The organism is Enterococcus sp. AZ171 (assembly GCF_051714005.1).
Lineage (GTDB): Bacteria > Bacillota > Bacilli > Lactobacillales > Enterococcaceae > Enterococcus_B > Enterococcus_B pernyi.
Map to the genome: position 1 here is coordinate 2,598,420 of NZ_JBIORA010000001.1, position 26,296 is coordinate 2,624,715.

At 38.1% G+C, this 26,296-nt stretch carries 25 protein-coding genes and 1 other annotated feature; of the genes, 9 read left to right on the plus strand and 16 right to left on the minus strand.

Going from position 1 to position 26,296, the window contains the following annotated elements:
- Window positions 1–257: 257 nt before the first annotated feature.
- Together IGJ49_RS12525 and IGJ49_RS12530 are read left to right on the plus strand one after the other, a co-directional pair.
- Window positions 258–1,286, plus strand: coding sequence for an AEC family transporter (locus IGJ49_RS12525; RefSeq protein WP_077151978.1), 1,029 nt, complete (start codon window positions 258–260; stop codon window positions 1,284–1,286).
- Between the two features lie 39 nt (window positions 1,287–1,325).
- A complete protein-coding gene (locus tag IGJ49_RS12530) occupies window positions 1,326–2,342 on the plus strand; it encodes an NAD(P)-dependent oxidoreductase (RefSeq protein WP_077151977.1) in 1,017 nt (338 codons plus the stop codon).
- 311 nt (window positions 2,343–2,653) lie between these two features.
- On the opposite strand, the gene IGJ49_RS12535 is transcribed toward IGJ49_RS12530, so the two are convergent.
- Complete coding sequence (locus IGJ49_RS12535; protein ID WP_062806156.1) at window positions 2,654–3,286, minus strand: NAD(P)H-binding protein; 633 nt, start codon at window positions 3,284–3,286, stop codon at window positions 2,654–2,656.
- Between the two features lie 171 nt (window positions 3,287–3,457).
- Between IGJ49_RS12535 and IGJ49_RS12540 the strand changes: the two genes are divergently transcribed.
- A complete protein-coding gene (locus tag IGJ49_RS12540; RefSeq protein WP_077151976.1) occupies window positions 3,458–4,366 on the plus strand; it encodes a cation transporter in 909 nt (302 codons plus the stop codon).
- A 110-nt stretch (window positions 4,367–4,476) separates the two neighbouring features.
- Here IGJ49_RS12540 and IGJ49_RS12545 read toward each other — a convergent pair whose 3' ends face one another.
- The 4 genes from IGJ49_RS12545 to IGJ49_RS12560 all read right to left on the minus strand — a co-directional run bounded on the left by IGJ49_RS12545 (window position 4,477) and on the right by IGJ49_RS12560 (window position 10,163).
- On the minus strand, window positions 4,477–7,494 hold the full coding sequence (locus IGJ49_RS12545; protein ID WP_438723724.1) for a polysaccharide lyase 8 family protein: 3,018 nt from the start codon (window positions 7,492–7,494) through the stop codon (window positions 4,477–4,479).
- 137 nt (window positions 7,495–7,631) lie between these two features.
- The gene (locus tag IGJ49_RS12550; protein WP_029593929.1) at window positions 7,632–8,432 is read right to left on the minus strand and encodes a PTS system mannose/fructose/sorbose family transporter subunit IID; all 801 of its coding nucleotides are present in this window, start codon (window positions 8,430–8,432) and stop codon (window positions 7,632–7,634) included.
- On the minus strand, window positions 8,425–9,222 hold the full coding sequence (locus IGJ49_RS12555; RefSeq protein ID WP_010734299.1) for a PTS mannose/fructose/sorbose/N-acetylgalactosamine transporter subunit IIC: 798 nt from the start codon (window positions 9,220–9,222) through the stop codon (window positions 8,425–8,427). The genes IGJ49_RS12550 and IGJ49_RS12555 overlap by 8 nt, the downstream gene beginning before the upstream one ends.
- A gap of 17 nt (window positions 9,223–9,239) precedes the next feature.
- Complete coding sequence (locus tag IGJ49_RS12560; protein WP_438723727.1) at window positions 9,240–10,163, minus strand: PTS mannose/fructose/sorbose transporter subunit IIAB; 924 nt, start codon at window positions 10,161–10,163, stop codon at window positions 9,240–9,242.
- Between the two features lie 216 nt (window positions 10,164–10,379).
- Between IGJ49_RS12560 and IGJ49_RS12565 the strand changes: the two genes are divergently transcribed.
- The 3 genes from IGJ49_RS12565 to IGJ49_RS12575 all read left to right on the plus strand — a co-directional run bounded on the left by IGJ49_RS12565 (window position 10,380) and on the right by IGJ49_RS12575 (window position 14,318).
- Complete coding sequence (locus IGJ49_RS12565; RefSeq protein WP_438724017.1) at window positions 10,380–11,087, plus strand: GntR family transcriptional regulator; 708 nt, start codon at window positions 10,380–10,382, stop codon at window positions 11,085–11,087.
- 267 nt (window positions 11,088–11,354) lie between these two features.
- Window positions 11,355–12,518, plus strand: a complete 1,164-nt coding sequence (locus IGJ49_RS12570) for a glycoside hydrolase family 88 protein (RefSeq protein ID WP_438723729.1) — start codon at window positions 11,355–11,357, stop codon at window positions 12,516–12,518.
- 12 nt (window positions 12,519–12,530) lie between these two features.
- Entirely contained in the window at window positions 12,531–14,318 is a 1,788-nt protein-coding gene (locus IGJ49_RS12575; RefSeq protein WP_438723731.1) for a glycoside hydrolase family 35 protein, read from the plus strand.
- Window positions 14,319–14,381: 63 nt separating this feature from the next.
- Here IGJ49_RS12575 and IGJ49_RS12580 read toward each other — a convergent pair whose 3' ends face one another.
- The 7 genes from IGJ49_RS12580 to IGJ49_RS12610 form a co-directional block, all read right to left on the minus strand.
- The gene (locus tag IGJ49_RS12580) at window positions 14,382–15,518 is read right to left on the minus strand and encodes an AI-2E family transporter (RefSeq protein WP_010734294.1); all 1,137 of its coding nucleotides are present in this window, start codon (window positions 15,516–15,518) and stop codon (window positions 14,382–14,384) included.
- A gap of 107 nt (window positions 15,519–15,625) precedes the next feature.
- Window positions 15,626–16,339 carry an MgtC/SapB family protein gene (locus IGJ49_RS12585; protein WP_010734293.1) on the minus strand — a complete coding sequence of 238 codons (714 nt, stop codon included), beginning with the start codon at window positions 16,337–16,339 and terminating at the stop codon, window positions 15,626–15,628.
- Between the two features lie 141 nt (window positions 16,340–16,480).
- Window positions 16,481–17,182: a glucosamine-6-phosphate deaminase gene (gene nagB, locus IGJ49_RS12590; protein WP_438723734.1), complete on the minus strand. Its 702-nt coding sequence runs from the start codon at window positions 17,180–17,182 to the stop codon at window positions 16,481–16,483.
- 219 nt (window positions 17,183–17,401) lie between these two features.
- Window positions 17,402–18,616, minus strand: coding sequence for an MFS transporter (locus tag IGJ49_RS12595; RefSeq protein ID WP_153830522.1), 1,215 nt, complete (start codon window positions 18,614–18,616; stop codon window positions 17,402–17,404).
- A gap of 80 nt (window positions 18,617–18,696) precedes the next feature.
- The gene (locus IGJ49_RS12600; protein WP_137072846.1) at window positions 18,697–19,374 is read right to left on the minus strand and encodes a TVP38/TMEM64 family protein; all 678 of its coding nucleotides are present in this window, start codon (window positions 19,372–19,374) and stop codon (window positions 18,697–18,699) included.
- Window positions 19,375–19,989: 615 nt separating this feature from the next.
- The gene (locus IGJ49_RS12605) at window positions 19,990–20,340 is read right to left on the minus strand and encodes a hypothetical protein (RefSeq protein WP_010734288.1); all 351 of its coding nucleotides are present in this window, start codon (window positions 20,338–20,340) and stop codon (window positions 19,990–19,992) included.
- Between the two features lie 123 nt (window positions 20,341–20,463).
- Window positions 20,464–20,658 (minus strand): hypothetical protein, encoded by a 195-nt coding sequence (locus IGJ49_RS12610; protein ID WP_019722298.1) that lies wholly within the window; start codon window positions 20,656–20,658, stop codon window positions 20,464–20,466.
- Between the two features lie 560 nt (window positions 20,659–21,218).
- On the opposite strand from IGJ49_RS12610, the gene IGJ49_RS12615 reads away from it, so the two are divergent.
- Window positions 21,219–21,476, plus strand: a complete 258-nt coding sequence (locus IGJ49_RS12615) for a hypothetical protein (RefSeq protein ID WP_438723737.1) — start codon at window positions 21,219–21,221, stop codon at window positions 21,474–21,476.
- Window positions 21,477–21,803: 327 nt separating this feature from the next.
- Here IGJ49_RS12615 and rplL read toward each other — a convergent pair whose 3' ends face one another.
- The 4 genes from rplL to rplK form a co-directional block, all read right to left on the minus strand.
- The gene (rplL, locus tag IGJ49_RS12620) at window positions 21,804–22,172 is read right to left on the minus strand and encodes a 50S ribosomal protein L7/L12 (protein ID WP_010734285.1); all 369 of its coding nucleotides are present in this window, start codon (window positions 22,170–22,172) and stop codon (window positions 21,804–21,806) included.
- A gap of 58 nt (window positions 22,173–22,230) precedes the next feature.
- Window positions 22,231–22,734 (minus strand): 50S ribosomal protein L10, encoded by a 504-nt coding sequence (gene rplJ, locus IGJ49_RS12625; protein ID WP_010734284.1) that lies wholly within the window; start codon window positions 22,732–22,734, stop codon window positions 22,231–22,233.
- A gap of 170 nt (window positions 22,735–22,904) precedes the next feature.
- Window positions 22,905–23,030, minus strand: a sequence feature (ribosomal protein L10 leader region).
- A 79-nt stretch (window positions 23,031–23,109) separates the two neighbouring features.
- Window positions 23,110–23,799 (minus strand): 50S ribosomal protein L1, encoded by a 690-nt coding sequence (rplA, locus tag IGJ49_RS12630; protein ID WP_010734283.1) that lies wholly within the window; start codon window positions 23,797–23,799, stop codon window positions 23,110–23,112.
- A 101-nt stretch (window positions 23,800–23,900) separates the two neighbouring features.
- Window positions 23,901–24,323 (minus strand): 50S ribosomal protein L11, encoded by a 423-nt coding sequence (gene rplK / locus IGJ49_RS12635; protein WP_010734282.1) that lies wholly within the window; start codon window positions 24,321–24,323, stop codon window positions 23,901–23,903.
- 320 nt (window positions 24,324–24,643) lie between these two features.
- Between rplK and sdaAB the strand changes: the two genes are divergently transcribed.
- Window positions 24,644–25,312 carry an L-serine ammonia-lyase, iron-sulfur-dependent subunit beta gene (gene sdaAB, locus IGJ49_RS12640; RefSeq protein ID WP_010734281.1) on the plus strand — a complete coding sequence of 223 codons (669 nt, stop codon included), beginning with the start codon at window positions 24,644–24,646 and terminating at the stop codon, window positions 25,310–25,312.
- Window positions 25,313–25,327: 15 nt separating this feature from the next.
- Window positions 25,328–26,200: an L-serine ammonia-lyase, iron-sulfur-dependent, subunit alpha gene (sdaAA, locus tag IGJ49_RS12645; protein ID WP_023520400.1), complete on the plus strand. Its 873-nt coding sequence runs from the start codon at window positions 25,328–25,330 to the stop codon at window positions 26,198–26,200.
- The last annotated feature ends 96 nt before the right edge of the window (window positions 26,201–26,296 follow it).

Consider the following 26,296-nt stretch of genomic DNA (forward strand, 5'->3'; position numbering starts at 1 on the left):
TTTACATGTTAAGACTAAAGGGTAGAACAATTCTAAGGTCAATCTTTTTTTTATTCTTTTAATAAAATCGCTTACATTAAAAAAGTAAAAAATCACTTATATAGAAGAAAAAATACTTTTGTGATTTTATTTGTAAAGCATATTGACCTTATAACGATTCTAACCTCTAGGATGTAATTGAGGAGGAGTGGTACACATGCACAGCTGATTAAATAAACAAATTAAAACATTCACAAGAATTGAGGAGGAAAATTTAAATGTCACTATCAGAAACATTAAGCAATGTCATCAACATGGAAATTATCAGTGCGATCACTTCCACACTGTTTATTATATTATTAGGTTACTTTTTAAGAAAGCGTGAGGTTTTCTCATCAGATGTCGGAAAGACTTTGTCTAAGGTCGTCTTAACTGTCGCAATTCCTGCATTAGCTTTTAATTCGTTTATGCAGGAATTGAATGATGAAGTATTGAATCAAGGAATCAACATTTTGATTCTCGGAATCTTAGTCCACGTTTTCTTGATTTTTCTAAGTAAATTCTTCTTTTTTAGATATGCACCAAATAAAGAAGACACATTGCGTGTACTCTCTATTTTCGGGTCAACAACATTCTTCGGTATTCCTGTCGTCGGTGCAGTTTTTGGCGCAGAAGGGATTTTGTACGCATCGATTTTTAACATTGGCTATCGTATCTTTTTATACTCTTATGCTTATCTAAAAATGAGCGGATTGAAAATGGCACGCAAGAATATTAGAGAAATGATCTTGAACCCAATCGTATTGGCAACGTTTATCGGATTATTTATTTGGCTCTTCCAAGATAGCTTACCTCAAATTGCTCAGTCTAGTTCTGAATCTGTTGCTTTTTTAAGAATCGATCAGACGTTGCCATGGCTATTTAAACCTTTGACGTTCCTCTCTAGTTTAGCCTCCCCACTCGCTTGGTTGGCAATCGGGATCACATTAGGCGATCTGCCATTCGGAAAAACCCTCAGCAGTCACACCTCTTGGTACTATTCATTCATCAAAGTCATTGTCTTCCCACTTGTGATTTTACTTTCAATTTTACTGTTGAACGCAATGAATATTTTACCAGTGAATTCAGTTGGTCTAGGTACGATGATCATTATGATGGCTACTCCAGCTGCAACAGTTGCGGTTGCTTATGCCATCAATTTTGAAAAAGAAGCAGTACTTGCCTCTAACGCCTCTTTACTTTCTACACTCTTCTCGATCGTCTTAATCCCTATCTGGATCATCGTCTTAAACTTGATTGGAAATTAACCCACATTATATAATTAATTAACGAAAGGAAACTATACTATGAAAAATTTAAATGTTGTATGTTATGGTGTTCGCCCTGCTGAAAGATCTCTCTTTCAGCAGTTGAATGTCCACGGATTCAACTTGAAACTAGTAGAAGATTTATTAAATGAGACAAATTACGCAGAAGCAAAAGGAATGGATGCCATCATCGTTCGAGGAAATTGTTTAGCAAATCGCATGAATATCGAACGCTTTGCCCAATTCGGGATCAGGTTCCTCCTCACGCGTACAGTGGGGACAAATCATATTGATTTAATGGCAGCTCACGATCATGGAATGCAAGTCGCGTATGTACCATTTTATTCACCAAATGCAATCGCTGAATTATCTGTTACTTTAGCAATGATGCTTTTACGTAGAACAACTCATACAACGAATAAAACAGCTGCTTATAATTTTACGATTGATCGCTTTATGTTCAGTAAAGAAGTCCGAAACTGTACAGTTGGAATCGTTGGCGTGGGGAACATCGGACTAACAGAAGCAAAACTTTTCAAAGGATTAGGCGCAACGGTGATTGGTAATGATCTATATCCAAGTGAAGAAGCAAAAGCATTCATCGAATTTAAGTCGCTTGATGACTTACTGGCAGAAAGTGATATCGTCAGTATCCATATTCCTTACATCCCCGGTAAAAATGAACGTTTCATTAATAAAGATTTTATCGAAAAAATGAAGGATGATGCGATTTTGATCAATACTGCTAGAGGGGAGTTACAGGATAATCAAGCAATCCTTGATGCGTTGACAAGCAAAAAACTATCTGGATTTGGTACAGATGTCTTGCCTAATGAAGCGCTGATTTTCAACAAAAATTTTGATGAAGATCCCTTATTGATCGATGCAACAGCTAAGGCACTGATCGATATGTATCCGCGAGTGATCATTACTCCACATATTGGTTCGAACACCGACGAAGCAGTATCTAATATGATCGAAACAAGTTTTGACAATCTTTATAAAATGTTCAATCAATTGGACTGTGCCAACACGCTTCCCACTCAGGCTGGGTAGTCGCCATCAAAGAATCAGCGATCCGATATTGCACCGAAGTGTTTAGCCTCATGAAATAAGGCGATAGCTATAAAAATTGCTCTTCCAATTTTTGTAGCTGTTGCCTTATTTTCGAAGTGGTTTCGTTAATTCTTCCCGTTGATTTGTTTGTATGGTGACAGACAAAAGTGAATCTTACGTTTGTCTTAACTACTTTCCTTTCAATCATCACAAAAAATAGTAAGACAGAATCCCCAGAAAATCAAAGAATGCTTTCTGGGGGTCCTGCCTTATTTCAAAGCTGAAAATTTCTGTCAAACCTCAATTATTTTTTACTCGTGTATTTTTTCCTTTGCTGTTAATGCAATAGAGTCATACATATGAGTAGTTGGCTCGTTGATCAAAGTTGCTAGGTATTTCCCTACAGTTTGTCGGCTGATTTCACCAATGTAACTTTTTCCGTTTCTATTCTCGATACGAATATCCTCAACAATCTCTTTATCGGTTAACCAATTAGGACGGATGATGGTAAAGTCTAGATGACTGTTCTCAATCAAATCTGCTGCAATACGCTGGTCCCCTAAATAAGTATCAGGATCGCGATAGTCGCCCAACTCTGCAACTGCTTCTTCGTCATTGAAGTCAACTTCACCGTAGATCCCAAGTGTTGCCATCCAATATACGCGTTTGATCTTATTCTGGTTCATCGCCTTGATCACATGTTTAGCTAAAGGCACCATATTGTAAGGACCTAAGCAAGAATAAACGATATCAATGCCTTTCATTGCATGAACCAAATCATCTAGATTCATCGCATCACCAATGATACTTCGCTCCTTATCAAAGACTTTATCCGGATTTCTCAAAAATAAAGTGACATTCACAGTAGGATCATTTTTTAAAAATTCATAGCTATATTTAGCAATTGGTGCTGATGCACCAAGGATCAATACGTTTTTTTTCAATCTATTTCCACCTCTAGTTTTGTTTTTTTACTTGTACAACGCTCCTCCTTTGATAAGATGAGTAAAGTATAAGGCTTAGAACGACTCTAACCGCAAGTATTTATTCGCATCTTTTATTACAATCAGTATGATTCTCAAAAAAGCATCTATTCCAGAAAGGGTTTTAGTTATATGAAAAATACGCAAAAAATAAAAAAATTATTAACCGCCTCCATCATTGCAGGAACCGTTTATGGTCTTTTAGCGCTACTTACAGGATTGATGATCAATTACAATGTCCTCTTGCTTGATGGTGTCTATACGATGGTCGGTGCGCTGATGTCTCTGATCGCATTATATATTGCTAAGTTTATCCAGACACAAGATTTTGAACGTTTTCCATTTGGAAAGGAATCACTGATGCCCTTGGTTGTTTTTATCCAATACAGTGTCATCCTATTGATTTCTTCCTATGGCCTGATTGAGTCTTTTTTCAGTTTGCTTTATGCAGATACCTACGTTGATTTAGCGATTGGTTTGCCTTTTTCTTTGTTTGGGACACTCTTTTGTTTTGTCTTTTATCTTTATTTGAAAAAAAATCCGATCAATCATTCCTTTTATAAGGTGGAGCTGGAACAATGGCGCTTCGGTTTTCTGTTCAGTTTAGGAGTCGTGGTCTCGATCATCGTCTCTGGTGTACTAGCAAAAACGCCATATCTTGCAATCGCCCAATTGATCGACCCTGTGATTTCCATTGGAATCACCATTTTCTATATTTATCTATCAGTGACTGAAATCAAAAGTGCCACATTAGAACTTACTTATGCACCCCCCAAATATGAATTGCGCGAAAAAATATTGTTAGTAGTTGATAAGCTCTTGCAAAATGTCGCTATCGAAACCTATGTCTTACGAATCGCAAAAGTAGGGGATCAAGTCATTCTTGAACTAGATATCGTGATTTTACCCGATAGTGAATTAGATAGTATCCGCGCGCAAGATCATCTAAGAGATAAACTCAACCGCAAAGTAACTGAAGGTTTCTCTGACTATTCTTTATGGTTGAATATCAACTTTATCGGTGATCTCAAGTGGGCTTAAGAAAGAGCGTACTTTATAAAAAAACAGAAGCTCCTCCAATACGAAAACGATTGGGAAGCTTCTGTTTTTTTCAATTGTTCTGTGTTTAATTATGACTTAGAAAGGTAGATCTATTTAACAACAATCGTTTTACTTTCAAACTGTGCGAAGTCAATGGTGAATGTGTGCGTTTGACTATCATAGACAATCCCTTCACTCGTAGACACCACGTCAGTAAAATCACTTGGTAAAGTAAGTGTTACTGGTTCAGTTTGTTGCGTTGGATTGGTAATTGTATAAACTGTTTGTTCTGCCTTCGTTTGTTTTAGTAAAGAAATTGGTTTATTCGTTTTGATCCCTGCCATTTCTCCGCCTTGTTCTTGCCAAAAATTGATGCCTAAGTAACCAGAGGTTTTCACTTCGACTGCTTGGATTTCTTTGGTATTTTGCAAAATCGCAACTGGCTGTTTTGCTGCATAATCTGCTAATTCCGATTGAGTCTTGCCGGGCAACATCACATAAGCATATTCTGCATCTTTTGGTTGCTGTCCATGATTGATTGAGAAGGTGCGGTAGTCACCTGTATAGGGTGTATCACTAGGAAATGCTTCATTGATTTCTCGATAAGTACCTGTACGTGTCTCACTGATCACATCGACTGTTTCCTTTTGTGGGAAATAATAACCGATCGACGCATGTTGATGATCTGATTCTAACAATAACCAAGATGTCTCCTTCGTTTGTTGTGACTGATCAATCATTCCTGTATCCGAAAGTACTTGATACGTATACGAATCATTTAATAAACGATTATCGACAATTGTTTCGATTGAAGCAGTTGTATCTCCTGTAATACCGGCACCTAAGGCAATGATTTGCCCATCCAATGTAAACCATGACTTCTTCCCTTGTACATTCATCGGTAAGGTCGTTCCATTATTCTTTGTTCCTTCTTTGTTAAGAGCCATTCCTACTACACCTTGATCTCCAGCAACGGCACCGCCTACCCATGTTTCATTTGAAGTCACTGTAGTAAATGCTGAAATTTCATCTGCTAAAGGTACTGTATCGATGGTCGTACCAGGTAAACGATAAGGATCGATTGTTGGCCAATAACTCGGACCGAATTGGACTTGGTCATCATTGTAAAGATAGATCATCCCGTCAGACGTATGCCAGCCTCGTTGATTTTCCAGATTTCCTGCTTCAAATGAAGAGATTCGCTTCGAATACATGCTTAATCCTAAATGGTAACTCTCTGTTCGTTGGACAAACCGATCCATTGCATGGTACATCTTTGTTCCGATGAACGGTAGTTGCTTACCCATCACCGTGGTATTAGCCAATAGCTCCGTTGTCATCATCAAATCATTGTAATCTCTCGTATTTGTCAAATAATAGTTAGGATTAGACAACATCCAATATTTCACTGCTTCTTGTAAAGCTTTTTGCTGTGTTTCAGGTGCAAATTTCGCCACGATCATTAAATTGTACATCGTTGTCGATCCGTAACCCGTTTTTGTCGCTGCTGGTACTCGAGAAATGGAACGACCATTGACTAAAGGCAACATTTCACCTTGATACACTAATGGGATAAATGCCGATTGTACGTTATCAACAAAGGACTTTATTTGATCAGCTGTCAACGTATAGCGAGATTCTTTGACGATCGATAAAATTTGGCCTACGCCTTTGACTAGTACATTGCCATAAGAGCCTGTATAAGGGATCGTTTCATGCTGGATAAATGAACCATCTTGATAAAATCCATCTCCATGTGTCACTAGTTTGAAGACATCAGTAATACTTTCAACTGCTTGTGTGACTTTTGCTGGGTCATTTTGTAAGAGACCTAGTCCTAAGACAGTTTGCGCTAAATCTGTGCGATTCGCACCAGTTGTTGAAAAATTTGGTATAAAATCAAGCGCGACAAAAGTTCCTTGTGGTTTTGTGTAGAGTTGTTTAAATGGATCGGGTACATATCTACTCAACACAGCCGTATACTCTTGAAGTTTCTCCTCTGGTACGTCTTCATCCAGCACCATCAAAATTGCCACAAATTTTTGAGCTACTCCGATTTGCCAATCCCACCAATTGCCATGATACTTTGTTCCATCATAGCCTTTTTTTGTGATCATAAAATCTAATCCACTTTGAATCGCTTGACTGATGACTTCATCTTGATAAAAACTTGTCCCATTCGTTCCATATGCTAACGCTAGTTTTTGCAACTTTGTAAATTGCGTGGTTAAATCTGCCGAAGCGGTATTCCCAGATTCTAATGGCCACAGATACGTGCGGTCAGGATCTTGATTCATTGTCTCGTAAAGTTTTTCTGCTTCGTCAGAAAGAGCGTTTACATAATTGGCAATCGCTGGATTAGCTAAATCGGTCGTTGTTGACACAAGTTGATCTTTCCAGTTTGCTTTCATTGTTTGAAATTCTTCTGTCGGTTCTTCCACTTGCAGACTATTGACCGCTCCACTACGCATGGAATAAATAGTTAATTTACTCTCATTCCCAAATAACCGAATCCCTGAATAACCTGACCAGTCCCCATTGATCGTTGTCCCATCAGAATAAAGAACTTCTTGATTTTCATACAACAAATGGTCGTTCAAATATGCTTGGAACGATGTTCCTTCATATCTTAGTAACAATTTATAGGTTTGTCCTGAAATCAGTGTAGGACCTTTGATGGCTGTCAACCATTTCCCCCCAGGCTGCCCCAATTGCCATTCACCATCGCGCATATAGGCAAACGATTGCCAGTTCGATGTCGTCTGATCGTTTCCTCGAAAAACTAGTCCAAAATTGGTCTGTCCCTCATATAGAAACGTGTATTCTAGATCACCTGAGCTACGGACACCTGCATCTAATAATAACGACACAGACTCAAATTGTTGATTGACTTTCTGGTTTGCGATCTGTAACCCATTCTCGTTGGTATATTTATCTGCTTTTCCAACAATGTCTTGCCAAGTACCCAAATGCTGCGAAAAATCTGACTCATAGTTCCCTGATGTCGTATTTTTTTGCATGTCAGTCTGTGTTCCTTCTGCACCGACTTGTTGACTGTACCCTAACCCAATACCAACGAATAAACTACACCCTAATGTCACCACTAATTTTGTTGAGCAACACTTCATTTTGTTCTCCTTTTTGATTATAGATATTTTTTGAACTAAAAAAATCTGCAAGAAAGGCGCATTCTTATTTCGAACGATTCTTTCTTGCAGATCGGATCACGACCTTGCGATCACTTCATTCATTTTTTATGAATCATTTAAGCTAAGATCCCGGCAGCACTTAATGCAATCGAAAGAATCAAAATGATCCAGATCACGCGAGTTGAATTCAATTTCTTCTGACCTAACATCCAGTAAGTCAATAAGACTAATAAAACCGGTACTAATGAAGGTAAGATCGCATCTAATGTATCTTGAACAACTAACTCCACCCCATTTTGTTTGTAAACGAAAGGAACCGTTGCTTTGATAACTGACGGAATCAAGGCACCAATAACTGTGATCCCTAAAACAGTTGCTGCGTTGGTGAATGCTGTTAGTTTATTTTTCAGAGTCGTAACTAATTTAACTCCTTGCTTATAGCCAAGTGGTAATAATGCTGCTCGTCCAAAAAGTAAAGCGATATTGGCAATGATCCAGATCACACAGCCAACGACTGATCCGCTTTGTGCCAATGTACCTGCGATTGAACCAAAAATCGTTCCCCAGATGACATGGAATAATGAATCGCCTACCCCTGCCAATGAACCCATCAACGCTGTTTTCAACGCGACAATCGTATCTTTTGCTTTGTAACCATCTTCTTCTTCAATTGCCACATCGATCCCCATGATCAAGTTCCCAAAAATTGCATTCGTATTGAAAAATTGATTATGAGTATTCATCATATCTTGTAATTGTGATTTGTCTTCCCCATAGAATTTTTTCAGTACAGGTAAAATACCATAGAGATAACCGGTACTCATCATACGCTCATAGTTCCAATTCAATTGGCTACCAAGGATATAGCGCCAACTGATGACATTCAATTCTTTTTTCGTTAACTTTTGATTACTCATCGCCATCAAAACCTCCTTCAAGTGTTCCAGTGGTTGTCACTGTTTGAGCAGTTGCTTCTTTTTCGTTATCTCGTTTGAATACTAACAATGCAGCAATAACACCAACGATTGAAATACCAAGCATTGGTACTTGTAGATATGCTGATAAGAAGAAACCTAAAAGTAAGTAAGGAATATACTGTTTTGCTGGTAAATAATGTAAAAGGATGGCCACACCGACAACTGGTAGTACGCCACCTGCTGTACGCAATCCATTCATCAACCATTCAGGTGTATTTTCTGTGATTGTTGAAACTGCCGCATCACCGACTAGTAACATCAATAAGATCGGGATTGCTCGAGAAAGCCCCCATAGGAATGAACCAGATAATACTAACCGTGGGATACTGTTGATACGCATATCTTCAATCGCACGATCGACACGGTGAAGCAAAAAGACATTACAGAAGCGAGCAACGACATCAAGCTGTAGCATCAGTAATGATACTGGTACAGCTAGACCGATCCCATATTCCGCCCCTTTACCAGAAATAACAGCAAACGCCGTTCCTAATACAGCGCCAGTAAAGAAGTCGGGTACAGATGCACCTCCAAAAGCCGCAATCCCTAAACGCATCAATTGAAGGGTTCCCCCTACCATCAAGCCAGTTTCTAAATCTCCCATGATCATCCCGGAGATCATTCCCGCAATGGCTGGTTGTGTCAACGTATTTGAAATAAGTGAATCATTGATTGCAATAAAAGCATAAACTGTAATAAGAATAATTTGATACATGGCTAAATGTTGCATGATTATTTCCTCCTAAATCACTTTCTTAGTTTTTCCATAAAATCGATGACTGGATCATTTGGTACCAGTTGAGCGGTCACTTTTATGTCTTTGGCTGCGATTGCTTCAAACACTGCTTCTTCTTCTTTCATGACCTTGATGCTTTTCGTGATTTCTCTCGCACCTTCTTTATGACTCATGTTTCCTACATTAATTGCAGCCAGCTCACCGCCCTCTTCTAAATACCGCAAGACATCTGTTGGATTTTTAAAAAGTAAAAAAATACGTTGCTTGCCATATTTGCCAGATTGAACATTTTTTGCCGCCGCAGCAACAGTTAAAACGGATAGCCGCATAGATGTAGGCGCTGCCATTCTTAATGAAGATTTTTGTAAAGAATCCATTGCTGCCTCATCATTGATCACGATGATCCGTTGTGTATTCAAACTTGTGGACCAAATTCCTGCAACTTGACCATGAATCAAGCGTTCATCAATCCTTACATTGACAATATTCGCTTTGCCTTTAAATTCCTTATATTGTGCTAGATCTCCCTCTGCGGCTTGCGTTTCTTCCGCTTCCGTTGCGATCATCTTGTTTTTGACATCTACGATACCCCCGCGTGCCAAATCGATCAACGCCTCGATCGTTGCTTGTGGATTAAGGGTCGCTTCCATGACTAAAGGTAAAGACATCCCAGCAATAATTGTAACTTCTTCATCTTCTAGGTAATTTTTTAGCGCTGTGTTACATGGTGTCCCACCTAGCAGATCTGCAATAATCAAGGTCGAACCGTTAAGGGCTTTCATTTTCTCAGTTAATTCATGTTCAAATTGTAAATTATCGCCATCTGGCCTTAAAGAAAGTGTGTGGACATGTTCTTGCACGCCAACGATCATCTCTAAACTGGCTTTGACTCCATCGGCCATGCTACCATGACTGACCAATAAGATATTTCTCATCTCTCTTCCCCCTTAAATAAACATCTAAGCTACTTAACATGTTAGCTATTGATTACGTACACTATATCACATATCAACTCAAACGTAAACCTAACATCTTAACATATTATATTTTTTCTTAAAAAATTTAGATCCAAAATTAATCCATTGCCACAAACAAGTTAACATGTTATGGTAAGATTAATTGAATACCGCAAAAAAAGGAGGTCTCATGTGGTGATTCCCAAATATGAACAAATTAAGCAAGAATTATTAGCTGAAATCAAAAATCATTTATTTGTTCCTGGAGATAAGTTTTACTCAGAAGCAGATATCAAGAAAAAATATTCTGTCAGCTCGATCACAGCCGTTAAAGCATTGAATGAGCTTACAACCGCTGGCTATCTCTATCGCGTCCAAGGGAAAGGGACCTTTGTTTCTAAATCAAAAGTCTCTCAATCAGTCAAATTCTCAGATATCGAATTACATTCATTAGATAAAGAGAAGGTCAAGGTCGTTTCGATAGAAGAAGCGCAAGAACCTGAAATTTTAGAAGAACTTGGACTACCAAAAAATGGTTCTTATTATCGCATCAAACGAGTGCGATATTTTGAGGATATCCCTTTCCTTGTGCATATCACTCATCTGCCAAAACGTTTGATCAAGGAACCTATTAGTAAAGACTTATCTCAATACTCCAGTATCTACGAGAGAGTGAGAAAAGATTTTGGGATCGACCTCTTCTCTCTTTCATCTGTTGAGACGAATGAAATTGTCTTTCCCGATGATCCAGAATTATTGAACTTGTTAAAGTTAAGCTTTCGCGAACCAGTCGTCAAACAAGTCAAGCATTCTTTTCTTGCCGATCGAAGCGTAGCCGAATATATCATTAGTTATAAGCACTGGAAATATTTCAAAACAAAAATCGAAGTAGAAGCAGAATAAGTAGAACGGTAATAGCCGTAATTTCGCACCCATTGAATTAAATAAGCAAAACCAGAAGGAATCCATCAGACCGTTCTTTGAACGTTTTGTGGATTCCTTCTTAACTATATATATCTATCCATGATCGGAGTTACTTACTTTAAAAAATAAATAAAGTTATTTATTTTCCGATCTTTCTGTTTTTTTATTTTGCCATTCGCTTTTTCTGATTATTTAGGTTATACTAGTTTAAAGTTAATATGTTAACAAATTAAGAGGAGTGGTATGATGGGATTACAACAAACAAAAGATTCCCTTATTTCCATAAGTCAGTCTGTCGATAGCGCCTGGCTAGCGAAGCAAATTGATTGGTGTTGCCAAAAAATCGAACATAATATGACATGCTACGGTCTAGATTTTCCGTCGGCTTGCGCAACAAATGGGATCTATCGGATCAAACCTAATGATGACTGGACGAATGGCTTTTGGACTGGCATGTTATGGTTGGCTTATGAATGGACTGGCAAAGAGAAATTTCTCGTACGTGCCATGGAAAATATCCATAGTTTCAAAGAGCGTTTAACCACACATCACGTGCTAGATCATCATGATATTGGTTTCTTATATAGTTTATCTGCTGGTGCAGGCTATCGGTTAACCAACAGCTTATTATGCAAAGAAGAATTGCTTCAAGCCGCAGATGTCTTACTTGCACGTTTTCAAGAAAAAGGACAATTTATCCAAGCCTGGGGCGCGTATGGCGATCCAAAAGAATATCGCTTGATCATCGATTCATTGATCAACTTACCTTTATTGTTCCAAACTTCTGAGATTTCAGGTAATGATCATTATCGAGAAGTAGCAAAGAAACATTACGAAACAGTGTTACGTACCGTTGTTAGAGAAAACGCAACAACTTTCCATACGTATTATTTTGATCCTTCAACCGGTACACCAACTCACGGTGCCACACATCAGGGAAATAGCGATGAGTCGATTTGGGCACGTGGTCAAAGTTGGGCTGTTCTTGGGATTCCTTTAAATGAAAGTTATTTAAAAACTTCGTCTTTACCTACAAATTATGAAGCAATCGTGGATGTCTTTTTGGCACATTTGCCAGAAGACCTTGTTCCTTATTGGGATTTTGATTTCACAGATGAACATCCTTCTGACAAAGATAGTTCAGCCTTAGCGATCACCGCCTGTGGATTATTAGAAGCCGCAAATATGGAAGCGTATCCTCAGTCTGAAGAATTAGCGAAAGGAATGCTCTACCAATTAGGCGAACATTACACATCTTTGTCCGAACCTGATAATGAAGGTCTATTACTACATGGCGTATATGCCCATGCAGAAGGTAAAGGAATCGATGAACCTAATCTTTGGGGCGATTATTTCTATCTAGAAGCTCTGATGCGTTTAGCAAAACCCTCGTGGAAAAAATATTGGTAAGGAGAAACCAACATGCAAACTTTTGAAATAAAAGAAGACTTTCTTTTAGATGGGCAGCCAATTAAATTGATCAGTGGCGCCATCCACTATTTCCGTCTTCCTCAATCGCAATGGGAAGATAGCTTATATAACTTGAAAGCATTAGGCGCAAATACTGTCGAAACCTATATCCCTTGGAATATCCATGAACCCAAAGAAGGACAATTCAACTTCGAAGGAATGAATGATTTCACTGCTTTTGTTGCACTTGCTCAACAACTTAGCTTGATGGTCATTTTACGCCCTTCTGTATATATTTGCGCAGAATGGGAGTTTGGCGGTCTACCCGCTTGGTTGTTAAAAGAACCAGGTATTCGTTTGCGGTCGACGGATGAACGATTTATGACAAAAGTCAAAAAATACTATGATGTCTTACTGCCCAAGATCCTCCCTTTACAAATTTCAAACGGTGGCCCTGTTATCATGATCCAAATCGAGAATGAATATGGTTCTTATGGGATGGAAAAAGCGTATCTACGTGAAACGAAACAACTACTAGAGAATGCCGGCATCACTGTTCCTCTATTTACTTCCGATGGCGCTTGGAATGAAGTATTGGATGCTGGAACGCTGATTGAAGATGATGTATTCGTCACTGGTAATTTTGGTAGTCATTCTAAAGAGAATAGTGCGGTCTTGCAAACCTTTTTTGAGAAACATGGGAAAAAATGGCCCTTGATGTGTATGGAATATTGGGATGGTTGGTTTAATCGCTGGGGCGAGCCGATCATCAAACGAGATGCTCAAGACCTAGCGAATGAAGTCAAAGATATGTTAGAAGTCGGTTCTTTGAATCTGTACATGTTCCATGGAGGCACCAATTTTGGTTTTTATAATGGCTGTTCCGCACGTGGAAATACCGATTTACCACAATTGACAAGCTATGACTACGATGCGTTACTCACTGAAACGGGTGAACCTACAGAAAAATATTATGCTGTCCAACAAGCAATCAAAGAAGTTTGCCCCGACGTATGGCAAGCAGAACCACGTACAAAACAATTAGAGTCTCTTGGTAGTTACCCAATTGATACTAGCGTTTCTTTACTAAACACAAAAGAAACACTAGCAAAAGCGGTACCTACCGCATATCCTATGACGATGGAACAAGTCAGTAATGGGTATGGTTACGTCTTATATTCTTTGGCATTGAAAAACTATCACCATGAAAACAAAGTGCGGATCATCGAAGCAAGTGATCGAGTTTCTGTTTATGTGGACGAAACCTATCAATTGACGCAAGACCAAACAACGATCGGTGAAGAGTTCATGATCCAAGGAAAGACAGAAAATGAAGAAATCCAATTAGATGTACTAGTAGAAAATCATGGAAGAGTCAATTATGGCTCAAAATTGAATAACCCGACCCAAACAAAAGGGATTCGTGGCGGAATCATGCAAGATATCCATTTCCATCAAGGCTATCTACATTATCCTTTGCCACTATCAGCCGAGCAACTTCAGCTGATCGACTATCAAGCTGGCAAAAATCCAGCTCATCCTTCGTTTTATCACGTATCATTTGATATAGCCGAGCCGATAGATACGTATATCGATTGTTCCAACTATGGTAAAGGAGTGATTTTTGTCAATGGGATCAACCTTGGCCGCTATTGGAATCGTGGACCGATCTATTCACTTTATTGTCCAAAAGATTTCCTTAAAAAAGGGGGAAATGAAGTGGTGATTTTCGAAACAGAAGGCGTCGAGATCCACTCTTTAGATTTTCTCGCAGAACCGAAAGTTGAGCAAAGTGTTTGATAATGATAACTAAACAAAGACGAGGGTCATCATCTGATGACCCTCGTCTCTTTTCGTTGACAGTTATTCATGTTCTAATTCAATTTTCTTGGGTTGTTCTTCTGCTGGAACTTGTTCAAACTTCCGCAATAAATAAATCTTACGAATATTCAATACTAATGTTTTGATCACCGCATACACAGGGATACAGATCAACATTCCCATGATGCCAGCAACACTTCCTGCACCGATCAATACTAAAATGATCGTTAGTGGATGAATGTTCATTGTTTTTCCGAAGAGTAATGGCTTGATCACATTGCCATCCAATTGTTGGATAACAAGAATGGATAACGCCATGTAGAGTGCTTGAAATGGCGAAATAAACAGTCCGACAATAATAGCTGGTACTGCACCAATAAAAGGGCCAACGTACGGTATGATATTCGTCACTCCGCAAACGACTGCCAGCAACAAACTATACGGCTGCTTGAAAATCGTCATTGCAATAAAACTCATCACGCCAATGATCACTGCATCCACAATCGTGCTACTGATATAAGCAGATAGTGTTTCATTCAACTCTCTGACCGTTTGGCGTAATTCTCCTCGAATTGCTTGAGGAAAGAAAGGCGATAACGCATCGATAAATTTATGTCCATCTTTGAACATAAATAATAAGATGAATGGGACAGTAAACAATAAAATAAAGAATTGCATCATAAAAGAAAGAATTCTTGAAACGCTCCCTGTCAGACTAACCAACAAGATATTGAACAAGTTGCTCAACGACAAGTTGGCAGACGCAAACTGTTCTTCTAGATTCAATGAACGAAACTCTTCTCTTTGCATGATCTCAGTCAACCAACGACTTGTTTCGTCTGCATATGCAGGGATACTTCTGGTTAATTGCACTGCTTGATCAACCAATTGAGGCAAGATGTTCATGATGGTCAAAAAGACGATCACTAATAAAACGATCAATGTCAATAGATAGCCCAACACGCGTGGTACTCGATGTTTTTCTAAAAACAAGACAACTGGATTAAACATGTAATAGAAAAATCCAGCAATGATCAACGGCATAATGATTGCAGATGCCATTCTTAAAATCGGGTGAAACACATTTGGCATACGTAAAATAAAGAAAACGCCAATAATCGTTAAGACTAATTCCACTGTCCAAAATAACAATTTTGACTCTTTGAACCTTGAATACATAGATATCCTCCAAATTTCATGCTTACAGATACTCTTATTTTATCATTTATTCATCGGTAAAGCGCTATTTTTTCTTTTATTTCTTGTTATTTAAAAAAAGTGGTTACTTAGGTAGATAAACTAACCAGATGTAAGTTAGTAATATTTTTATACGTGGATAATTCTTCGATCACTTCTGCATACGTCAATCCTTTTGGTAAATCGATCGTATAAACATTTTTATAAATACGGTAATCATCCACAAATTTTACATCAAAATTGACATCCTCGATCGTAATGTTTCTTTTTTCAAAATAATCATTCAAGAAATCCTTGGTTTCTTTTCGATGAATAAATTGGATCACTAATTTTTTCGTTGTTGGTACATGGATGATGCGCTTCACTACAGTCAAAGCAAACACAATACCGACGAAACTAGTGAGTGCAATGGCATAAAAACCCATTCCGATTGCAATACCCAATCCTGCGATTGCCCAAAGTGAGGCTGCGGTCGTTAACCCAGTCACTGATTGTTTCGTAACAATGATCGTACCTGCTCCTAAAAAGCCGACGCCACTGACAACTTGTGCAATCAAGCGAGCTTCATCTGAACGGAGGGTCCCAACTAATTCAGGATACTCTAATGCATTTCTCAACGCACCACTGGCAATTTCCACTTGGATCAAGGCAATAATACAAGCCCCCATACAAACCAAAATATGTGTACGCATCCCTGCTGGACGGTTTTTATATTGTCGCTCAAAACCAATTGCTCCGCCAAAAAGCAATGCGATACTCAATCGTATAATAATTTCTGGTATGGATAAAACCATATCCTCCATGAATATCCCCCCTCCTATCAAATATAGCACGACTAAAAAAAACAAACAAAATATAACTATTTTTTATGACCTAAAAAAAAGCCACTGTGCCAGATCATCTGATAAAAACCAGATGATCTCCAGTGACTGAAATCTTTTCTATTATAATTTGCTTGCTGCTGCTTCATCAACAATGACTATCACGTCATCATGATTTTGCAAAGCACTTGCTGGCATATCTGTGGTAACAGGTCCGTTGATCATTCCATTGATTGCTTCTGCTTTACTTTCGCCATAAGCCATCAAAACGATTTTTTTACCGTTTAGAATTGAGCCGATTCCCATAGAAACTGCTTTCGTTGGGACGTCTTCCACTTTATCAAAGAAACGTTTATTGGCATTGATTGTTGATTCAGTTAAATCGACAACACTTGTTTTTCCATCAAATGGAGCACCAGGCTCATTAAAACCGATGTGACCGTTTTGACCGATCCCTAAAATTTGGATATCGATTGGATGTTCTTCAATGATTTGGTCGTAGGATTGACAAGCTTGATCTAAATCAGCTGCTTTTCCATCAGGTACGAATGTTTCTTTAAATGGTTTCTTGTCAAATAATTCAACATTCATAAAATGGCGGTAGCTTTGATCATCTGAGCCACCTAGTCCAACATACTCATCCAAGTTAACAGAAGTCATGTTACTGAAATCCATGTCGCTTGAAGTCATTTCTTTATATAAAGTGATTGGCGTACTCCCTGTTGCTAAACCTAGAACTTTCGCACCATTTTCCATTCCATTTTTAATTATCTCAAAAGCTTTTTTTCCGCCTTCTTCAGCATTTTTCACACGAATGATTTCCATAACGATTACTCCTTTTGTTTTGGTATAGCCCAATTATAGCACCTTTATTTCAAAATGACAATATCTGTATAGACCAAATATGCCATAATTATCAAAATATTATTGATTTCATCAAAACGTAACTAAAAGTTCCAGAATCAAAAAAAACTATAAAAGTCATCCATCTCTAATGGCCTTCATAGTTTTTTTGTCAATTCATAGTACTATCCTTATTCCTATTTAGGACTCTAGTGATTGTTGGATGTTTTTTCTGCGAGTAGAGAAATAGTATTGAAAAATAAACGCGCACAATTGGAAAATCAGTCCCGTAACAGTCACACCTACCCAACCATAATGCTGCCACATCATTGAGCCTAATAAAGAGCCTGTTGCTCCACCGATAAAGTACATAAACATAAAAATCGTGTTGTTGCGGTTACTTGTTGCTTCGCCAAGACCTTGTACTCTGCTTTGATTCGCTACTTGCCCGAACTGGTTCCCAACATCTAATAAAATGATTGCAACTAATAGGACAGCAACATAATCACCAGCAATGAATAAGGCTAGGAAACTGATCGTCTGCATCACTAAGCCCATGCCAACGATTCTTCTTTCTGAATAACTATCCGCCAAGCGGCCCACGATCGGCGCAGCTACTGCTCCCGACAAACCAAAGATTGCCAAGATCCCTGCTTCAAAAGTTCCCCAACCATAGGCTGGACTACTGATATAAAAGATCAGCGTTGACCAAAAAAGCGAAAACGTTCCAAACATAAAAAAGCCATTGATTGCAGCTTCACGCAACAATCGTTGCTCTTTGACGAGTTTCGGTAAGCTTTTTAGTGAGGCAAGATAAGAGACTGTTGACTCTTTTTCCAACGTTCCTTGTGTTCTCGGTAATTTTAAATAGAGTAGCACAGTGAGCGCTCCAACAAGGCAAAGGGCAAATAGGTAAACACTACGCCAAGAAAACCAACTGGCAAGAAGTCCTGAAACAGTTCGAGAGAGCAAGATGCCCATTAGTAAACCACTCAATAAGATCCCCATGGTTTTTCCTCGCGCTGCTGGTCCTGCAAGTACGGCGCCGTAAGGAATAATGATTTGCGGAACGATCGATAGTAGACCAATCAAGAAAGAAGCAACTGCAAATAGAGCAAAGTTTGGTGCGAAAAAGGCTGCTAATAAGGATAGTGCAGATAATCCCGCCATGCGAATGATCAATTTAGGTCGATCGACAACATCCCCTAATGGAACTAAAAATAATAATCCTAATGCATAGCCTAACTGAGTCAGCATCGTCAACAAACCCACAGCACTCGTATTGACTGATAAATTTGCCGCTACTTTTGTGCCAATTGGTTGGATATAATACATATTTGCGACAACTACTCCACAGGTGATCGCTAATAATAAAATCAATGATTTCGAAAGCGGTGTTTGCTTATTCATTTCCATCGGATTCCCCCATTTCCTTTCTTAGTTTACAACTTCTTAGAATAATTGAAAACAGGGAGGCTCAAATAAAATAAATAAAGTTATTTAACTAAATGTTTTCTTCGATCTCGATAGATAATGACCACCAATACTGTTAAAACTAACACACTAGCGACCAAAACAAGTGCTTTTATATGTTCCCCATGAAACAATGCTTCTCCGCCACACGCATATAAAAGGGAAGATGGCACTACGCCGATAAGGATCGATAATAATAACTCACGAACCGAAAGATTTAAGGAGGTTGCGGCAAAGTTCACGACAGAAGACGGAATCACCGGTACCATATAGCCGATCATGACTCCTATTTTTGGATGCTTCATCCGACGTATTGCTTTGACCCAACGATTCTCTTTTTTACTATGATCCATAAAGGATAAATGTTGCATCAAAACGATCGATAAGATATTTCCAAGTGCATTGCCTGTTACATTGATAACTGTTCCTAGAAATGGACCATAACTTAGGCCGACGACCACACCGATCACAGAAGTAGGAATACCTGGCACCGCACACATCAAACCGATCAATAACGTCAAAATAAACGCAGCAGATACTCCGTGTGAACGAATTTCTCGCATCCATTCTTTGCGACTTGCCCGTGGATCTAGCAATAAGTGGATATCTGGTCGATACTCTAAATAAAGTTGATAGCCAACAAACAAAATCAGCAGTAATCCTAAACCAATCAGTGTATTACGTATATATTGCTTTTTCATAGCGACTTCTTCTCCTCCTCAGACTTACTCACTGTTAGTGTATCATTAGATGAGGAAACAGAACAAACGTGATACTTAAAATACCAGACTTTCAATCACTATTATTCTAAACATGCTGAAGGCAATACAATTCGCTCAAAAAATACCGGAACTACTCATGTTAAAGTTTCGGTTCATAATCATGAATAGAAAAGATTTAATTACTTTTATTTTGCAATAATTCACTGCTTTTAGTTTACCTTGGTGGCTTTAATATCTGGCTTTCTAATTTTTCATTTATTAATATTTCCTATTTCTTTCTACATCGTAAGAGGATTTTTTCGATTCATCAGACTTTACTATCAGAGGATTTATTGTACATGAAGTCTATAGCTACGTTTAAATTCAATATTTGCCATTTTCATCACTGCTTTTATTGCTTCATCTGAAGAGTCGAATTCATACTTACTCTTTTCGAATCCCTCTTCAACTATTGTATATCGTTCTTGATCATAACTGATAAGTAAATAGCGATCTTTTTTGAACGTAAGAATTTTTAACTTAAAACAATCCTTCGATTTAAATTTTCTTTTCAAAAATTGCTTTAATTGCTTTTTACAAATCATGTTCATTTTACTATGCCTCTACTTTCTTCATAGACTTAGTAATTCTGTGATTTTTATTGAATCGATGGACAAATCTATTTACTTCTTTATCAAATAATTCTTTTTTTAACGTTCGACTAATATAAAAAACTTGTACCTTCTTATCCTCTATCATAAAAGCAATTCGAAAATTTTCTTTTCCTAAGCGGATTTTCATTTCATAAATTGATTGTTTTACAGGTGTAACAACAAGTTTGATTCGATAAAAGTTGTGTGTCAAATACTCATTCACTTTATATAAGATTATTTCTTGATACCTTTTTGATTGATTCTCAGAAAATATATTCAGAATTTCTTTACTGACTTTAACTTCATATGTCATGCCTATCCCTTCTTACATATATTTTTAAAGTCTATCTATCCACACTTTCTCACTGATAACCTTTATGAAATTAAGCATGTGTTGTCCTTCTATTGCTTTGCCTGATTAAAGTTTCAATCATTTTCACTTTTCTATGATAGTGACATTTGCTTTTCCACAAGTTAATTCTTGTTCTAATATTGACTTTATTTGCAATGCACATTCTTTTGAAAATGGTTCAGCCTCTTCCCATGATCCTAATAATGGATAATTATGGCGTACCGTTTTAACATACTGTTTATTTTTTACTCCTCGCGTTTGGACTTCTACATAATACATAACTATACCTTCTTTGTTAAATTATTTATGTAAAGGCTACTCTTTCAAGCAGCTGAGAAAAAGTAGCAGAAAACACAGAAGCTCTGGTGAGACTAATTGAGGGTTGCAACAACAAGCCTTTTGTCCTAAAAGTTGGATAGAAGATCATGCACCACAACATAATTATAGTCTATAAAAACAAGGCTTTCTATTCGTTTTAATTATATATGTTATAAAAAATGCCATCCGAAGATGGTTAGCGCATAAGCTTTTACCTGTATTATAATTTTATAATTATTGATGACCTCTATTCACTTCAACCGCTTTAATATCAAGCTTTTAATATTACTAATAGTTTCTGTGCTTTAATGAAAATTACTATCATTTTTAGTTACTCCACCAAAGTATAGCTCAAAAACCCACCACTTTTTCAATCAAATAATCCTATGGAGGGGATAAACTATCAATTGTTGAGTTCTTCTACTCCTTTATGCAAATAAGTATATACAAGGGTTTTATTTTGAAGAATTTTTGGCAACGTCCTATACTTAAATTATCAAATAAAAAGGACGTGAAGATAAATGTCAGATTTAGAACACAAAGAAGAAAAAGCTTTAGACAAAATTGTTGTTACAGTCAATAATCTGGATAAAGAATTAAATGAACTTGATACGTTATCTGAAAATCCAGAAAAAAAACACAACCTAAAAAAATGGTTAGTTGAACGTAAGGCGATTCATGAAATCAAAAAAATTCTTCATGAAGCTGACAAATACGAAAAATATGATGAAAAAGAACTTGATAAAGAATTTAAAGAAATTAATGATCTATTACAATAATCTGTTTAAACGACTCATTTTGAGTCGTTTTTTTTATACAAAAAAACTACCAGAACGAGTCTGGATAATAGTTGAGTTACAAGAAGATTGTACACGTACCCAAATTCCTTTTAGCTACCATCATCTATCGCCAACTATATCTAATTACGAATAAGTTTTAGTAATATACTTGATGAACACCTTTCTTTTCTGCAACTCCTCATGGTCAAATGGTTTTTATGTTTTTACTTGTGTTGCTACGGTTTAGAACTAGAAATAAAAAGCATTTCAAAAAAAGGCTAAAAACCTTAATCAATAAGGTTTTTAGCCAATCAAAAATCAATAAAATTATTTAACTGTTACAGAAGCGCCAACTTCTTCAAGTTTAGCTTTTAATTCTTCAGCTTCTTCTTTAGAAACGCCTTCTTTAACTGGTGCAGGAGCGCCATCAACTACAGCTTTAGCTTCTTTCAAGCCTAAGCCAGTTGCTTCACGAACTGCTTTGATAACTTTAACTTTTTGGTCTCCAGCTGCAGTTAATTCTACAGTGAATTCAGTTTGTTCTTCAGCAGCAGCACCGCCACCAGCAGCAACTGCAGCTACAGGAGCAGCAGCAGATACGCCAAATTCTTCTTCAATAGCTTTAACTAGGTCGTTAAGTTCTAGGATAGTTGCTTCTTTTAACTCAGCAACGATGTTTTCAATGTTCAATGCCATTTTTGTTTCCTCCATTTTAAATGTTCTTTTTTTATTTATTGTTTATGCTATGCGGCGATTAAGCTGCATCTCCATCTTCTTTGTCTGCGACTGCTTTGACAGCGTAAGCCACGTTGCGGACTGGCGCTTGTAGTACAGATAGCAACATAGATAGAAGTCCTTCGCGGTTTGGCAATTTTGCCAATGCTGTGATTTCTTCCAATGTAGATACTTTACCTTCGATGATACCGCCTTTGATTTCTAATGCTTTTGCTTCTTTAGCAAATTCGTCCATGATTTTCGCTGGTGCTACTACATCTTCGTTACTGAATGCAACGGCTGTAGGGCCAGTGAAAACTTCGTCCATGCCTTCTAGGCCGGCTTTTTTCGCTGCACGTGAAAGGATTGAGTTTTTGATAACTTTCATTTCAACGTTAGCTTCACGAAGTTGTTTACGTAAGCGAGTTACTTCATCAACAGTTAATCCACGGTAGTCAACTACGACTACAGAAGCTGCTTCAGTAAATTTTGCACTTACTTCGTCAACGATTGCTGCTTTTTTTGCGATAATTGCTTCACTCATTTTTGAGTTTCACCTCCTGAATTTTGATGGAAGAGTTTTTTACGACTGAATCGTTTGTTCATCATCTAATCACTGCGTTCTTAGTGATTCTACTCGCTTGCGCTCGAAAGGAGACTCCTTTCGCTCAACTCAATGAGTATTGTTCATCATCTAATCTCTTCGTTCTTAGTGATTCACAACAAAAAACTCTATGCCACCGTAGACATAGAGGGACTATTGAATATATTCAATAAACGTCCTCGGTAGGAAATTAAGGCTACGCCACCTACTGTCTTCGGTACAAGTTAATTATTAACCTCAACTAGCTTAGCACGCTAAACTAGTTGAGTCAAGAATTATTTTTCAGTTGGATCAATCAACGTTCTAATCGTTGGATTAGAAAGAAGCTTGGTCTACATGGATACCAGGTCCAAATGTTGTTGTTACAGTAATGTTTTTCATGTATTGACCTTTAGCTGCAGATGGTTTAGCTTTCACTAATACATCATGGATCGCAGCAAAGTTTTCAACTAATTTTTCGTTGTCGAAAGAAACTTTACCGATTGGTACGTGGATGTTTCCAGCTTTGTCAACGCGGTAAGTTACTTTACCAGCTTTTACTTCGTTGATTGCTTTTGTTACGTCCATTGTTACAGTACCAGTTTTAGGGTTTGGCATTAAGCCTTTAGGTCCTAATACACGTCCTAGACGACCAACAGTAGCCATCATGTCAGGTGTTGCAACAACTACGTCAAAGTCAAACCATCCGTTTTGGATTTTTTGAACCATGTCGTCGTCACCAACGAAGTCTGCACCAGCTGCTTCAGCTTCTTTTGCTTTATCTCCTTTAGCAAATACTAAAACAGTTTGTGTTTTACCAGTTCCGTTTGGTAATACAACAGCTCCACGAATTTGTTGGTCTGCTTTTTTAGGGTCTACGTTTAGACGGTATGCAACTTCAACTGTTGCATCAAATTTTGCAATGTTTGTTTCTTTCGCTAATGCTACTGCTTCAGCGACAGAATAAACTTTACTTGAATCCACTTTTTTCAATGCTTCTTGCATTTTTTTGCTCTTTTTAGCCATTTTGGTTCCTCCTTGATTGTGGTTATAACGGTTGTACCTCCCACGTGTCCTATACCTTTCAATACAGGGCCAACTGAGAAGCTACTTTCTTAGGGTGTAGATTATTCTACAGTGATCCCCATGCTTCGTGCAGTTCCTTCAACCATGCGCATTGCTGCTTCAACGTTAGCTGCGTTTAGGTCTTCCATTTTTAATTCAGCGATTTCTTTTACTTGATCGCTAGAAACTTTAGCAACTTTATTTTTGTTTGGTTCGCCTGAACCTTTTTCGATTTTTGCTGCTTTTTTCAATAATACTGCAGCTGGTGGTGTTTTTGTAACGAATGTGAATGAACGGTCTTCGTATACAGAAATCACAACTGGAATGATCAAACCTGCTTGATCAGCTGTACGAGCATTGAATTCTTTTGTGAATCCCATGATATTGATACCCGCTTGACCTAGTGCAGGACCTACTGGGGGAGCTGGAGTTGCTTTACCTGCAGGAATTTGCAATTTAACGATTTTTTCTACTTTCTTTGCCACGAGACATACCTCCTTAAGTCCGTGATGTGGTTAATTGGAGATGCATATTTCTCCTCCCACGTATTGTCAGTTGATCTTAAAACCAATTGACATATCATGTACATAACGAATGCACACTGATACAGTATAGCAAATTTTTCTCTTTTTTCAACAATTTTTTCTGATTATTTTCACCTTTATCCAAAAAAAAGCTAAATATCTGGTTAAAACGTGAAGAAATCTCTTTATAAATCGCTTATTTATGCTAAACTTACGCCTGTATGAACCTAATACATATTATATATAACAAATAAGTTCTTCTATTCTAATGAGGTGAAATAATGAAAGATCTAAAATACAGAAGTGTATTTGATATTATTGGTCCTGTCATGATTGGACCGAGCAGTTCGCATACTGCTGGAGCAGCAAGAATCGGAAAGATCGTCCGTAGTATTTTTGGTGATCAACCAGATTCTGTTGACATCTACCTATATGAGTCTTTTGCCAAAACCTATCGTGGACATGGTACTGATATTGCCTTAGTTGGAGGATTATTAGGCATGGAACCTGATGATTCTCGTTTAGCAGATTCGTTAAGGTTGGCTCATGAAGCAGGTATGGAAGTATTATTCGTACCTAAAAGTGAAAAAGCCGATCATCCTAATTCCGTCAAAATGTTGTTGAAAAAAGGCAGTCGAAAGCTTTCGGTTACAGGCATCTCAATTGGTGGGGGTAACATCCAGATTTCTGAATTGAACGGCTTCAAGATTTCATTAAGCATGGGAACACCAACCTTGATCATCGTCCACCAAGACGTTCCTGGCATGATTGCTAAAGTCACCAATATTCTTTCAGAAACCAACACCAATATCGGTACAATGACAGTTACTCGTGAGTCAAAAGGCGAAAATGCCATTATGATCATGGAAGTGGACGATCCTCAAGTAGAAGATACCGTAAAAAAACTAAAACAGTTACCAAATATTGACAGTGTCAATTATTTCGAGTAAAGGAGCAGACGAGGTATGTTTTTATCAATTGAAGAATTAGTCCAACAAGCACAAGACTACCCTAGCGTTGCCGAATTGATGATCGCAGTTGAGATGGAGATGAGCGGTCGTTCTCGTGAGCAGATCATCAAGATCATGGAAAAGAATCTACTCGTGATGGAACAATCTATCGCAGAAGGAAATGCCGGCGTAACTTCTGTCACAGGAATTACTGGCGGCGATGCCAAAAAGATGGACAACTATCTTTCTAACGCTGATTTTCTTAGTGGCGAAACAATCTTGACCGCGGTTCGTAATGCGATTGCTGTGAACGAAGTCAATGCCAAAATGGGATTGATCTGCGCAACGCCTACTGCGGGCAGCGCAGGAGTTGTCCCAGGTGTCTTGATGGCCGTACGTGATCGTTTGCAATTAACCCATGAACAACAACTCGACTTCTTATTTACAGCTGGCGCTTTTGGCTTGGTCATTGCAAACAACGCATCAATCAGCGGGGCTGAAGGTGGCTGTCAGGCAGAAGTTGGATCGGCGAGTGCGATGGCTTCGGCTGCCTTGGTTTGTGCGAAAAACGGCACAGCTCACCAAGCCGCCCAAGCGGTGGCAATCACGCTTAAAAATATGATGGGTTTGATCTGCGATCCTGTAGCTGGTCTCGTCGAAGTCCCTTGCGTTAAAAGAAATGCTTTAGGTTCGTCACAAGCATTCATCTCAGCTGATATGGCTTTAGCTGGCATCGAAAGCGTGATCCCACCTGATGAAGTAGTCGCTGCCATGTACCAAGTGGGCAGACAAATGCCTTCGATTTTCAAAGAAACAGCAGAAGGCGGACTTGCAGTGACACCTACCGCGAAACGACTAACGAAAGAAATCTTAGAAAAACAATCATAGTTACTTCTTATATCAAAAGCTGAATCAGACAATGCACAAAAATTCGTTATCGCCAAAGATATGCCGAATAACCATGGCAGCAAATTTGCTGCCATG